Here is a 14,078-nt window from a genome sequence, read left to right on the forward strand (position 1 = left end):
CGGTAACTTTAAATTAAGACGAGGTAATCCTTCACCTTTTGGGGCTACTTTTGTACCAGGGGGGGTTAACTTCTCTATTTTTTCTAGTTATGCAACATCTTGTACTCTAGTTTTATTCGAGAAGCATGGTGCCCAACCCATTGGGGAAATTCCTTTTCCTGATGAGTTTCGGATCGGTCATGTTTATTCTATGATTGTATTTGATTTAGACTATGAAAATCTCGAATACGGTTATCGTATGGATGGACCAAATAACTTTCAAGAAGGGCATTGGTTCGATAAGAGTAAAATCTTATTAGATCCCTATGCAAAAATAATTGGCGGTAGGGATGTTTGGGGTGTTACTCCTGATTGGAATGATATTTACCACCATCGAGCTAGATTAGCTTTTGATGATTTTGATTGGGAAGACGATCGCCCTTTAGAAATTCCTCCCGAAGATCAAATTATCTATGAAATGCACGTTCGTAGTTTTACCAAACATGAATCTTCTAAGATCAAAGAAAGTCATCGAGGAACATTTGCTGGTATTCGAGATAAAATACCTTACCTAAAAGAATTAGGGGTTAATGCCATTGAATTAATGCCCATTTTTGAATTTGACGAATTTGAAAATAGTCGCCCTAATCCTCAAACGGGAGAAACTTTATATAACTATTGGGGTTATAGCACCGTTGGTTTTTTTGCCCCAAAAGCTGGTTATGCCGCTACGGGTAAATTTGGGATGCAAGTGGACGAACTTAAAGCCCTTGTTAAAGAATTACACAAAAATGATATTGAGATTATTCTTGATGTAGTTTTTAACCATACCGCAGAAGGCAACGAAAGAGGCCCAACAATTTCTTTTCGTGGTATTGACAATAAGACCTATTATATGTTGACTCCTGAAGGGTACTATTACAACTTTAGCGGTTGCGGTAATACCCTGAATTGTAATAATCCTATCGTGCGCGGAATAGTTCTTGATTGCCTTCGTTATTGGGCTTCTGAGTATCACATTGATGGTTTTCGCTTTGATTTAGCCTCGATTTTAGGAAGAGATCCTTGGGGTGCACCCCTAGTAAATCCGCCTCTGTTAGAAACTTTAGCTTTTGATCCCATTTTGGCAAAATGTAAGCTCATTGCCGAAGCATGGGACGCTGGAGGGCTTTACCAAGTAGGTTCGTTCCCCGCCTATGGACGTTGGGGAGAATGGAACGGTAAATATCGGGATGGTATCCGTAAATTTATCAAAGGTGATGGGACTGTAGGCGATATAGCTCAAAGGTTACAAGGATCTCCCGATTTATACGAGTCGGCTGGTAGAGCTCCTGCCACTTCTATTAATTTTATTACTGCCCATGATGGTTTTACCTTAATGGATATGGTTTCTTATGATCATAAACATAATGAAGCCAACGGGGAAAATAACAATGATGGTAGTAATGATAATGATAGTTGGAACTGCGGTTGGGAAGGGGAAACTGATAACCCTCATGTCAAGGCTTTACGTCATCGTCAGATCAAAAATGCCATAGCCCTTCTCCTTGTTTCTCAAGGTGTACCTATGTTATTAATGGGTGATGAAATGGGTCGTACTAAATATGGTAATAATAACACTTACTGTCACGATAACGATCTTAACTGGTTAAATTGGGATTTATTGAAGAAAAATGATGATCTTTTCCAATTTACCAAAAACTGTATCGCCTTCCGTAAAGCACATCCTGTGTTAAGAAATACATGGCATTTCCAAAACCGTGATTATGTCGGTAGTGGTTATGCTGATATTACTTGGCACGGTACAAAGGCTTGGAGTGCTGATTGGTCGCCTCTAAGTAAGACGATCGCATTTATGCTTTGTGGTAAACACGCTAAGGGCGGAACTGTACAAGATAATTATATTTATGTGGCAATGAATGTTTATTGGGAAGCCCTTTGGTTTGAGTTACCTCCCTTACCATCTTCCTTAAAATGGCATATTTTTGCTAATACGGGGGTTGCTTCTCCTAATGATAGTTATACTCTAGGGAATGAACCATTATTAGAGAACCAATCTGGGTTATTATTAGGCGATCGATCTACTATTATTCTAGTGGGAAGATAAAAATTTTAATTTCCCCTAACCCCGCTAATAAGCAGAGTGTTTTCATTCTCTAAATTTAACTTAACTCAAAACCATGATTAACAATAAGTTGAACATTTTTTTTCTCTTAGAAAATCAATAGGATAATATTGTTAATACTATAAATTTTGAACATTGTTTGAACATCCCGAAATTTTCTTAAATTAAACGACTTAAAAGGAGTAACAAAAAATGGCATTAGATATTAGTTTAGTAATTGACAATGATGTAGCAAAAATTACTTTAGTTGGGGAATTAGATGGTAGTAATGCTTCTGATTTTAAAGCAAAAATTGAACAAGCCGCTGCCGCCGAACCGAAAAAAGTTATCCTCTTTTTAGAAGAATTAGAATTTATGGCTAGTGCTGGTTTACGAGTGTTAGTTTTTTCTAAACAAAAAATAGGTGCAGGTGTTGATATTTATATTATTGGCGCTCAAGAAATGATTTTAGAAAGTATTGAAAAAACAGGACTCAATCATAGTTTTATTATTCAAGAGGAATATCAAGACTAAATTGAAAATGTGGGCATTGCCCACCCTACTTAATTAATGGCCAAAAAGTAAATAATCAAGGGAAAATACCCCCGGACCTACAAAAACAAACATTAAGGCGATCGCCAAATAAACTAAGGAGGCTTCATAAGAAGTACCGGGAGCATCTGGTCGTTCTTTCATAAATGGTACACCCTTAAGTAAGTTCAAGATTAAGGCTAAACCCATAGCCCCAGTTAAAGCTAAGGAAGCTAAAAAAGTGAGAAAACCTAATGCGATGGTAATACCTCCACCAAAAATAGTTAAAGCACCAATTAATTGCAAAAATCCTGGTATTCCTGAAGGTTTGGGCATATCCATCCATGTAAAAGGTCTTTTTAACATCGGTAGTCCATAAAAAATCAAGGTAGTACCCCAAATTATCCGTAAAATAGCAATTCCAATAGCTTCTGCTCCTGTATGAAATTCAGGTAAAAAACTGATTATCGTGTTTAAATCTAACATTTTTACTATTTCCATAAATTAACATCTAAAATTATATCTCAACTTTTAAATTTAATCTTGGTTATACATTCTTATTCTTTTGCTTAAACTATCTTTTTAAAATTGATATAATATGAAAACTAATACTTTTAAAATCATCAAAAAAAAGGGTAATTTATTATTGAAAACTATCTTTTTTCCCTTGATTTTATCGTTAATTCAAGATGATCCAGTTAGTAGTCAAGATATTGATAATTCTAATCAACTACCGAGTAATGCCATGACACAAATTAATAGTGTCTCTAATTTAAGGGATGTTTCTCCCACAGATTGGGCTTATGAAGCCTTAAGAGGTTTAGTGGAAAATTATGGCTGTATTGCTGGTTATCCTAATAAAACTTTTCGAGGAAATAGGGCTTTAAGTCGTTATGAATTTGCCGCTGGATTAAATAGTTGTTTAAATGAGCTTGAAAGGTTAATTAGTGAAAATCTTGTCAAAAAAGAAGATATAGAAATATTAAAAAGATTAACCCAAGAATTTCAAGCAGAATTAAAAATTTTAGGACAAAAAATAGATAATTTAGAATCAAGAATTGCCTTTTTAGAAGATCATCAATTTTCTACGACAACTAAACTACTGGGTAACATCGTCACTCAAACTAATTTCTATTTTGGTGCAAATAACAAAGCTCAAGCCGCTCTACAATATAATGCTTTTTTAGCTACCCTCACCAGTTTTACAGGCAAAGATACTCTTTTAGTTGGTCTGGCTTCTACTAATACTACTTTCCCTGAATTAGCCAACACTAATAACGGTAGAAATGTTGGTTCAACACGAGAAGCTACAGCTTATGCCGCTTCTGCAGGGGATTTGAATAATAGTCTTCGTTTAATCAATCTTAACTATGATTTCCCCGTGACTAACAATCTACGCGCAACGGTTACAGGGGTAAATCGCTTTAATTTTTCTCCTATTTTTTTGAATAATTTTGCTACGGATTATACTTTCGGCAATGGACCTGTAAGTGCTTTTGCTACAGCTCCTCCTATTTATCTTGTCGGGGGTGGAAATGGTGGGGTGGCATTAACTTATAAAATGAATCCCTCAACCATATTATCTTTAAATTACATGAGTACTTTTGGGAACGATCCTAGCATCGGTTTATTTAAAGGGGATTATGTCACTACGGCTGAAATTAAATACAATCCAACTTCTAAATTTTTTGTACAAGGATTATATCAAAAAGGATATTTTGCCCCTGGTAATTTTGGCTTTAATAATGGGCAATTTTTTCAAGGTAATGGATTCATTGGTACTGCTTTAGCTAATCGTTTTGATGATGCTGGAGTCTTATTTGATTCAGCTTCGGCGGTTTCTACTAATGCTTATCAAATTGGAGGTTATTATGTATTTAATCCTCGATTTTCTTTGGGTGGGTGGGGAAATTTAATTAATGCTAGATTATTAGGTAAGGGAGATGCTCAAATTTGGACTTATTCTCTTCAAGCTGCTTTTCCCGACTTATTTAAAGAAGGTAATTTAGGCGGTATTGTGGTAGGGGTTGAGCCGACTTTGACGGGGTTAAATACGAATATACCTCATAGCGAGTTTAAAAATGATACTTCATTACACATAGAAACTTATTATCGGCATCAAATTAATGATCATATCTCTTTTACTCCTTATCTCATTTGGATTACTGCCCCTAACCAAGATAGGAATAATTCTGATCTTTTCGTTGGTGGTTTCAGAACTGTTTTTAGTTTTTAATACTTATAAAATTTAATTTATTATGATAGAAAAATTAACGGTTTCAGCTACTATAAACTCTTTAAAAATTATCACTGAATATATCGTTAAAGTGGCAAATTTGGGAGGTTTAGATAAAAAAGCAACCTATAAGTTACGTCTTGCTACTGATGAGTTGGCTACTAATATTATTAATTACGCTTATACAGAAAATAATGGAGTAGGTGACATCTTGTTTGAGTCAGAAATTTCTGATGAGGTTATAATGATTAAGATTAAGGATTTAGGAATACCGTTTGATCCTACTACGAAATTAGAAACTGAGTTAAAAACTATTAATATACCTATAGAAGAAAGAAAAATTGGAGGTTTAGGCATTTTTCTCGTTTTTGATGGTGTTGATCAGTTTTTTTACGAACGGATTGATAATGAAAATATTAGTACTTTAATTATTTATCGAAAATGAAATATTTTTATTCTATTCAAGATTATTTTGAAAATATTGTAGAAAAAAATCCTGATAATATCTCAGTTTTAACAAATAACGAACAATTAACTTATCAAGAATTAAATCAAAAATCTAATCAATTAGCTAATTATTTACAGAGTTTAAAGATTGACAAAAAAGAAGAAATTTTAGTAGGTATTTGTTTAGAAAGAAATGCTAATTTAATTATTTCTTTATTAGGAGTTTTTAAGGCTGGATTTGCTTATGTTCCTCTTGATCCTAGCTACCCCAAAGATAGACTAGAATTCATGATTAATGATTCTCAACTGTCTATTTTAATCACCCAAGATTCTTTATCTCAAAATTTACCTTTTCACTCAGCTATTACGATTAATTTAGATCAAGATCAAGCTAAAATTAATCAATATTCTCCAGAAAATCTAACTCTTATTAGAAAAGAAAATCATTTAGCTTATATTATTTATACTTCAGGCTCAACTGGGCAACCTAAAGGTGTCGAAATTGAACATAAAAATACCGTTGCTTTTATTAATTGGGCAATCAATTTTTTCAGTTTTGAACAATTAAAAGGTGTTTTAGCTTCCACTTCCATCTGTTTTGACTTATCAATATTTGAGATTTTTGTGCCTTTAAGTGTGGGCGGTAAAGTCATCTTAGTTGATAATATTTTACATTTACCGGAATCTCCTCACAAGCAAGAAGTAACCCTGATTGATACTGTGCCAAGTGCCATCGCTTCTATCTCTAAAATTAATGGTATTCCTTCTTCTGTTACCACTGTCAACCTTGCGGGGGAAGCGTTATCAAACAATATAGTCCAGGAAGTTTACAAATTTGAACATATAAAACAAGTTTTCAATCTCTATGGACCTTCTGAAGATACTACATTTTCTACCGTTGCTTTGATTCCTAAAGGTTATAACGATATTCCTCCCATTGGTAAACCTATTAGTCAGACTGAAATATTTTTATTAGACGAAAATTTACAAATTGTCGCTGAAGGAGAATTAGGAGAAATATATTTGACAGGGGCTGGTATTGCTAGGGGATACCGCAACAGGAAGGATTTAACTGCCGAGAGATTTTTACTGAATCCTTTTACTGATGATGCAAACGCTAAAATGTATAAAACAGGAGATTTAGCGGTATATTTACCTGATGGACAATTAAAATTTATAGGAAGAAATGATCAATTAGTCAAAATTAGGGGTTTTCGGGTAGAATTAGGGGAAATAGAAGCTACTTTAGAAAAACATTCTGCTATTAATCAAGCTGTTGTTATTTTACATAAATTTAGTGAAGAAGATTCACAATTAATTGCTTATTTAACCATCAAAACTAACACCGAAAAAGATGATATTATTTCAACGATAAAAAATTATTTAACGGCAAAATTACCGTCTCATGAAATTCCCTCTAATTTTGTTATTTTATCGGAGTTTCCCCAAACTCTTAATGGCAAAATTGATCGTAAAGCCTTACCTAAACCTCAACGAGAAATTAAACAAAACACCATTTATTCAGCCTCCACAAATGCCACAGAAACTAAGTTAATTGAGATGTGGCAAAACACTCTAAATATAGAATCTATTGGTATAAATGATGATTTTTTTGACCTGGGTGGAGATTCTTTAAAAGCTATTGTACTTATAGATGAAATTAATAGTTATTTTAAATGTATTATTTTTTTAAATAAATTTTTAGAAAGTTCAACTATTACTTGTTTGTCTAAAAATATTAAAGCAAAAACATCGATCAATCTATCTAAAGATGAATTAAATTATATTAAACAAGATTTAATTTTAGAATCAGATATTTTTCCTCAACATGAATATAAGGTTCATGAGAAAAAAAATAATGTACTTTTAACAGGGGCAACGGGTTTATTAGGAATTTATTTATTAGCTGAACTTTTAGATAAAACTTCTTATCAAATTTATTGTTTAGTGAGAGGAAAAAATGAAGCGGATGGTTTAAAAAGAATTGTAAATAAACTTAAAAATAATCATTTATGGTCAGAAAAATACCTCGATCGCATAACTCCTATTCTTGGAGATTTAGGTAAACTCAATTTAGGATTATCCCCTGAAAAATTAAAACTGTTAGAGCAAGAAATTGATTTAATTTATCACTGCGGAGCTTGGGTTAATATTGTTTATCCTTATTCTTTTGTAAGATCAGTAAATGTACAAGGTACAAAAGAAATCATAAAATTAGCTTGTAATTATAAAACAAAACCAATATTTTATATTTCTACTACTGATGTTTTTTCTTCTGAAGAAATTACCTTAATTAAAAATAACCAATTACCCGATGGAAAATTTGTGACGGGAGGTTATGCTAAAAGTAAATATGCAGCAGAAAAACTATTGATAACCGTTCAGTCAAGAGGGATTCCAGTGACAATTTTTCGACCTAGTAATATTATGAATATTAATCAATCGGATTCATCTTTTATTCCTGAATTTATTCCCAGGATGTTAAAAGGTTGTTTGCAATTATCTCTTTTTCCTCAAATAGAAGCGATTATCAATCTTGTACCCGTTGAATATGTTAGTAAAGCGATTGTTTATTTATCTCAACAAAAATTGTCATTAAATAATACCTTTAATTTAGTTAATCCAAATCCCTTAAAATGGATTGAATTATTACAGTACTTAAAAGAAAAAAATCATTCTATTGAAATAGTTTCTTATCAAGAATGGTATCAAGAATTAGAAAAAGTGGTACGTTCTAAAATTAATAATGAATTAACACCTTTTTTAAGTGTAATAAATGATAATAACTTTTTACAACGTTCTTTAGGTTCATTTGAATTTGAAAAAAATACAAATTTAGAAAATATTTCTCATTTAATACCTTTTCCTCTTATAAAAGAAAATCAATTAGAGGCTTACTTTTATTATAAATAGAATAACAAAGAATCATTATATGTCATTATATTTTATTAAAATAAGCGAAAAAATACAATGAAAAAAAACAAGTCTAATAAGAATGATCAAAATCATCAATCTAAAACTATTTTTAAAGAATCTTTAACTAAAAAAACTCTGATAAAAACAGTTATATATGTAGGTATAATTACTATTGTATGTAATGGTGTTGGTTATATTTATCTCCTAAAAAGAATCAAAGATCATTTTATTAACAATATAAAAATAAACACAGAACTTAGAATAGATAAAGAAAGTCAAATTTTTATTAATGCTGAAACTAATAATAATTTAATTAAAGAAGATTTATTAAAAGAATTTCAATCTTCATCACTAAAAAATATTAATAAATTTGATACTATTGTAAAAAAAAGAGAAGACGGTACTTATCGCAATATTAATAAGTTAGAAAGTAAATATCTTCCCGGAGTTTTTTTAGGGAAGAATGTAGAAATTAATCCAGAGATGAAAAACAGAGTTGCTACGTTTTTTGACATAGTTAAATTCTATGGTTTAGCATGGCGGGAAAACTTTGTTAATACTTATATTCAAATACCCGAAAATGGTATTGTTATTTATATGTCAAATTATCCTTGGACGGAAGAAGCTGAAGCTGAGAAAATTGTTACTACTGATGAGTCTTTTCAAATCACGACAAAAGAAAATAATCCTAGTAGGGAAACAGGTTGGACAGGTATTTATTATGATGCTACTCAAGATAATTGGATGGTTTCTAGTGTTACCCCCATTGATGATGCTAACGGTAAACATATCGGTACAATTGGTCATGATATTTTGATTTCTGAACTCCAAGAACGAACATTAAATAGTAGATTAGAAGGCACAAAAAATATTATTTTTGACAAAAAAGGAAGATTTATTGTACATCCTGATTTGATGGAAAAAATCAAAAAAACTGACGGACAAATTACCATTAATCAGATGATTGAAAATAGTGACGATAATTATGATTGGAGTTTCTATTTTGATTTAATGAAGTCCATTGACATTGATGGAAAAAGAGGAGAGCCTGTAGTTCTTCATAATGAAAAGAATCAAGAATATTATATTGTAAGTCAAATAGATAATGCTGATTGGTATTGGGTAACAATAATTTCAGAATCATGGTTACACAGTCGAGTTTTTGTTGTGGCAAAAATTCTCATTATTGTTGGTTTTTTATCATTAATTACTGTCATTTTAATTATCTATTCTCTGATTAAAAATGATATTGAAAAACCTCTTCAAGAATTAATGTCGGCTACCCATAATCTTTCTCAAGGTAATTTAGATTTTCAAATGGTTGTGACGAGAAAAGATGAATTAGGTTATTTAGCTTTTTTGTTTAATCAAATGGCACAAAAGTTACAAGAATCTTTTGATTTTTTAGCCAAAACCAATGAAGAATTAGAAGATAGAGTTAAAAGACGCACTTATGAATTACAAGAAGCCAAAGAAATGGCAGAAGAGGCTAACCAAGCTAAAAGTTCATTTCTGGCGAATATGAGTCACGAATTACGCACTCCTTTAAATGCCATTATTGGCTACGGTGAATTATTAGAGGAAGAAGCTGAAGATATGGGTGAAGAAGAATTTGTCGAAGATTTACAGAAAATACAAAGTGCCGGAAAACATTTATTAGGTTTAATTAATGACATTTTAGATATTTCCAAAATTGAAGCAGGAAAAATGGAAATATACTTAGAAGAATTTGAAATTAGCAAGGTTGTTCAAGAAATTACTTCTACTATTCAACCATTAATGGAAAAAAATCATAATAGGTTTGAAGTTAACTATCCTGATGATTTAGGATCAATGATTGCTGATATTACTAAAATTAGACAAAATATGTTTAATTTATTAAGTAATGCTTCTAAATTTACTCACAATGGTTTAATTTCTTTGAATATTAGTCGTTATGTGAAAGAGGATCAAGATTGGATTTTATTTGAAGTTAAAGATACTGGTATCGGTATGAATCCTCAACAACAGGCAAAATTATTTAATGCTTTTTCTCAAGCCGATGCTTCGACTACTAGAAAATATGGTGGCACTGGTTTAGGGTTGACAATTACGAAGAAATTTAGTGAAATGATGGGAGGTTATATTCTCTTAGACAGTGAAGAAGGTAAGGGTACTACTTTTTCTCTTCATTTACCCGCTCATGTTACAGAACCGACAAAAGTTACTTCACCATTACCGACTACGGATATAGAATCTAATATTGAAAAAATTATTCAACCAAACAGGAAAAAGATTCTCGTTATTGATGATGATGTCACCACCCATGATATTATTGAACATTTTTTAGCAAACCAAAATTTTGATATTACTTCTACCACTAATCCAGAAGAAGCTTTAGACTTAGCTCAAAAAATTCAACCAGATGTAATTATTTTAGACGTAATCATGCCGAAAATAGATGGTTGGTCTATTTTAACAAAATTAAAAGCTGATCCTGATTTAGCTTCAATTCCTGTGATTATGGCTACTATTATGAGCGATCGCAGTATTGGTTATACTTTGGGTGCTACGGACTATTTAACCAAGCCGTTAAATCAAAATCAATTAAAAACTGTTTTAGGGAAATATGGGGCGTTATCAGAAAAAACAATCATGATTGTAGATGATGATGAACCTACTCGCAAAATGATGAGACGATTATTAGAAAAAGAAGGGTGGGAGGTAATCGAAGCTAAAAACGGAGAAGAGGGATTAAATAAACTCAAAATCAATGCACCAAAATTAATTTTATTGGATTTAATGATGCCAAAAATAGACGGGTTTCAATTTATTAATCTTTTACGGCAAAATACTAATTGGGAAAAAATTCCTGTTATAATTGTCACGGCGAAAGATCTTGATGAAAAAGAACGCAAACAATTAAATTGTTATGTTAAAGATATTATTCAAAAAGGTGATTATGATCGTCAATCTTTACTAAAAGAAATTCATTATTTGATTGATCAAGCTACATCTTAAAATTAAGAAACTATAAAGAAAAAATATTATCCGTTTTAAATTATGTATAGAATTTTATTAGTAGAAGATAATGAAATGAATCGAGATATGCTTTCTCGTCGATTAAAACGTAAAGGTTACGAAATTACTCTTGCCGTTGATGGTGGTGAAGGAGTAGAAAAGGCTATAGCCGAAAAGCCCGATTTAATCTTAATGGATATGAGTTTACCAGTATTAGACGGTTGGGCAGCAACACAACAATTAAAACAAAAAGAGGAAACAAAATCTATTCCCATTATTGCCTTAACTGCCCATGCTATGGCAGGAGATTATCAAAAAGCGATAGAGGCTGGATGTGATGATTACGATACAAAGCCTGTGGAAATTTCCCGATTATTGGGTAAAATTGAAACTCTTTTAAGCTAAGTACCAGTGCAAAATTAATTGTATAGCATTCCTATTTGGGTTGTGCCTGGTAAAACTAAATATTTTGTCATTTGTCATTTGTTATTTGTTTCTGTAAATCTTACTATACCGTCAAAGCTGATTACTGAAAGCTGATAGCTAAAACCTTTTTTAACTATACCGTCAAAGCTGACCACTAAAAGCTAATAGCTAACACCTCTAAAAATCTCACAACTAAGATTAAGATTGCTATACTATTTAAACCTTAGTATTAAATCATAAAATAATGAATGATATTCAAAGTAACAAAAATGACAATCAGATAAATTCATGTGTAATTGCAAATCTAAGACATGATTTACGCACTCCTATTAATGCTATTTTAGGTTATAGTGAAATGTTATTAGAAGATTTTAGCGAAATTGATAATTTACAGGATAAAAATGTAATTAAAGAACTTAAATCTATTCAACTTAGGGGCAAAGAAATTTTATCGATTATCAATCAACTTTTAAATCAAAATAATTTTCATAATTCTCAAGAAAATCTGGAAAAAAATTTAACAATATTAAAACAAGTAACATCTCCCTTAATTACAGTAATTATTGATAACTGTCAAATTTTAAAAGTTAATATGGGAGATAATGATTTTATGGAAGATATTGAAAGAATTTATCAATCATCTATTTCTTTAAAAAGCTTTGTTTTAAACTTAGAAAAATTAAACTTTTTAACTATTCCAGAAAACCTTGATAACTATACAGATGTTCCCATTGATGATTTCATCAAAACAAGATACCCAAAATCTTTAGATAATAATAAAGAAATTACAGGGCATATTTTAGCCGTAGATGATAATGAAAATAATCGAGATTTACTTTCTAGTCAATTGACAAAAGAAGGCTATACAGTCAGCAATGCTATTAATGGGCGACAGGCTTTAGAAATGATTGCCCAAAAAGATTATGATTTAATTTTATTAGATTTATTAATGCCTGAAATTGACGGTTATCAAGTATTGGAAACCCTCAAAAAAGATGAGAAGAAAAAACATATTCCAGTGATTATGATTTCTGCCCTTGATGAGATGGAAAACATCATTCGTTGTATCGAAATTGGTGCTGAAGATTACTTACCAAAACCATTTAATAAAACTTTATTGAGGGCAAGAATCGGGGCATCTTTAGAGAAAAAAATTCTCAGAGATAGAGAAGTTGAGTATCTTAAAAAATTGAATTTAGAATTAGATAAAGGGCGAGAAATGCAGTTAAACTTTTTACCTGATAAACCCTTAAAAATAAATAATTGGGAAATTGCTAGTTTCTTTAAACCAGCCCGTCAAGTAGCAGGAGACTTTTATGATACTTTTACACTGCCTAGCCATAACCTTGTCTTAGTCTTGGCAGATGTTTGCGATAAAGGAGTTGGCGCTGCTTTATTTATGGGATTATTCCGTAGTTTAATTCGCATTTTTTCTCAACAACAAACTCTTAATGGTAATAACACTGAAATACTTTCTACTTACAAACCTTTAGAAACTGGTTGGATCAGTTCAGATATTGATACAAATATCATTCATTTCAACGCTCTTCAGTCAGTGAGTTTAACCAATAATTATGTAGCTGATAATCACGGTGACTTAGGAATGTTTGCCACGATGTTTGTGGGCATTTTAAATCCAGAGACGGGTTTATTAACTTATATTAATGGTGGCCATGAATCTTTAATTGTTACAGATTCTCAAGGAAATACTAAACATAAACTTAATTCTACAGGACCTGCTGTTGGTATGATGCCAGATATTACTTTTAATTTCAAGCAAATTTTTTTAGAGCCTGAAGATATACTTTTTGGAAATACAGATGGTGTTACTGATGCTCGTTCTATCAGTCGAGAATTTTTCCATCAAAAAAGATTAAATGCTATTCTTCAACAACCTTTTAATTCTGCTCAAATATTAGTTAATACTATCAAAGATCAAGTTTTAGAACATATTGGTACGGCGGATCAATTTGATGATATAACGATGTTAGCTATTAGAAGAGAAAAAGTAGATTAATATTTTGCTATTTCTCAGCCTCAACAAATTACACCAAGAAAACCAGTATCATTGACATACTCACCCGTTAAGCTGACGAACGGGCGATTCTGAACAGCCAATTACTTGACTGTTACTCCACTCAAACAAATTTAATTGTAGAGGGTTGCTAGGCTCAACAACTAACGTCATTGATGTCTCCCGATTTCTCGAATCTGTCATTTCAGATTTAGCCGTAACTTTCTGATGTTCTACCAGTAGCTTAGATGGACTAATTCCAAGAATTTCTAGTCCTTTTTTACCTATATTTATACTTGGTTGTCAGCATCTGCAATGAATCCACAATTAGTACAAACAAATTTTTCTTTATTTCTATTTGCAGAATCAACATGACCACAATTTGAGCAAGTTTGAGATGTGAATTTAGGATTAACGTTTAAAAC

Annotated in this window: 10 protein-coding genes; 8 read left to right on the plus strand and 2 right to left on the minus strand. The window is 31.5% G+C overall.

Annotation, left to right across the window (positions count from 1 at the left end):
* Both glgX and FWJ34_RS12835 read left to right on the plus strand, forming a co-directional pair.
* Positions 1-2,086 (plus strand): glycogen debranching protein GlgX (gene glgX, locus FWJ34_RS12830; RefSeq protein WP_308255717.1); only part of this gene is annotated, 2,086 nt, incomplete at its 5' end.
* Between the two features lie 210 nt (positions 2,087-2,296).
* Entirely contained in the window at positions 2,297-2,617 is a 321-nt protein-coding gene (locus tag FWJ34_RS12835) for an STAS domain-containing protein (protein WP_308255718.1), read from the plus strand.
* A 33-nt stretch (positions 2,618-2,650) separates the two neighbouring features.
* Here the strand turns inward: FWJ34_RS12835 and FWJ34_RS12840 are convergent, their stop codons facing one another.
* Entirely contained in the window at positions 2,651-3,115 is a 465-nt protein-coding gene (locus tag FWJ34_RS12840) for a DoxX family protein (protein WP_308255719.1), read from the minus strand.
* Between the two features lie 97 nt (positions 3,116-3,212).
* Here FWJ34_RS12840 and FWJ34_RS12845 point away from each other — a divergent pair, with 97 nt between their 5' ends.
* The 6 genes from FWJ34_RS12845 to FWJ34_RS12870 all read left to right on the plus strand — a co-directional run bounded on the left by FWJ34_RS12845 (position 3,213) and on the right by FWJ34_RS12870 (position 13,656).
* Positions 3,213-4,850 carry an iron uptake porin gene (locus tag FWJ34_RS12845; RefSeq protein ID WP_308255720.1) on the plus strand — a complete coding sequence of 546 codons (1,638 nt, stop codon included), beginning with the start codon at positions 3,213-3,215 and terminating at the stop codon, positions 4,848-4,850.
* 22 nt (positions 4,851-4,872) lie between these two features.
* Positions 4,873-5,295, plus strand: coding sequence for an anti-sigma regulatory factor (locus tag FWJ34_RS12850; RefSeq protein ID WP_308255721.1), 423 nt, complete (start codon positions 4,873-4,875; stop codon positions 5,293-5,295).
* Positions 5,292-8,210, plus strand: a complete 2,919-nt coding sequence (locus tag FWJ34_RS12855) for an amino acid adenylation domain-containing protein (RefSeq protein WP_308255722.1) — start codon at positions 5,292-5,294, stop codon at positions 8,208-8,210. Before FWJ34_RS12850 ends, FWJ34_RS12855 begins: the two co-directional genes overlap by 4 nt.
* Before the next feature lie 57 nt (positions 8,211-8,267).
* A complete protein-coding gene (locus tag FWJ34_RS12860; RefSeq protein ID WP_308255723.1) occupies positions 8,268-11,213 on the plus strand; it encodes a response regulator in 2,946 nt (981 codons plus the stop codon).
* Positions 11,214-11,255: 42 nt separating this feature from the next.
* The gene (locus tag FWJ34_RS12865; RefSeq protein WP_308255724.1) at positions 11,256-11,618 is read left to right on the plus strand and encodes a response regulator; all 363 of its coding nucleotides are present in this window, start codon (positions 11,256-11,258) and stop codon (positions 11,616-11,618) included.
* A gap of 265 nt (positions 11,619-11,883) precedes the next feature.
* Positions 11,884-13,656, plus strand: a complete 1,773-nt coding sequence (locus tag FWJ34_RS12870; RefSeq protein WP_308255725.1) for a SpoIIE family protein phosphatase — start codon at positions 11,884-11,886, stop codon at positions 13,654-13,656.
* 287 nt (positions 13,657-13,943) lie between these two features.
* Here FWJ34_RS12870 and FWJ34_RS12875 read toward each other — a convergent pair.
* A partial coding sequence (locus tag FWJ34_RS12875; protein ID WP_308255726.1) for a zinc ribbon domain-containing protein occupies positions 13,944-14,078 on the minus strand: 135 nt, incomplete at its 5' end.

The sequence above is a fragment of the Geminocystis sp. GBBB08 genome (assembly GCF_016743215.1).
Taxonomy (GTDB): Bacteria; Cyanobacteriota; Cyanobacteriia; order Cyanobacteriales; family Cyanobacteriaceae; genus Geminocystis.

What these genes read in the sequence shown, in the direction of transcription:
- FWJ34_RS12850 (WP_308255721.1), top strand. Translation starts at nt 4,873, where the DNA reads ATGATAGAAAAATTAACGGTTTCAGCTACTATAAACTCTTTAAAAATT.
- FWJ34_RS12865 (WP_308255724.1), top strand. Translation starts at nt 11,256, where the DNA reads ATGTATAGAATTTTATTAGTAGAAGATAATGAAATGAATCGAGATATG.
- FWJ34_RS12845 (WP_308255720.1), top strand. Translation starts at nt 3,213, where the DNA reads ATGAAAACTAATACTTTTAAAATCATCAAAAAAAAGGGTAATTTATTA.
- FWJ34_RS12835 (WP_308255718.1), top strand. Translation starts at nt 2,297, where the DNA reads ATGGCATTAGATATTAGTTTAGTAATTGACAATGATGTAGCAAAAATT.
- FWJ34_RS12855 (WP_308255722.1), top strand. Translation starts at nt 5,292, where the DNA reads ATGAAATATTTTTATTCTATTCAAGATTATTTTGAAAATATTGTAGAA.
- FWJ34_RS12840 (WP_308255719.1), bottom strand. Translation starts at nt 3,115, where the DNA reads ATGGAAATAGTAAAAATGTTAGATTTAAACACGATAATCAGTTTTTTA.
- FWJ34_RS12870 (WP_308255725.1), top strand. Translation starts at nt 11,884, where the DNA reads ATGAATGATATTCAAAGTAACAAAAATGACAATCAGATAAATTCATGT.
- FWJ34_RS12860 (WP_308255723.1), top strand. Translation starts at nt 8,268, where the DNA reads ATGAAAAAAAACAAGTCTAATAAGAATGATCAAAATCATCAATCTAAA.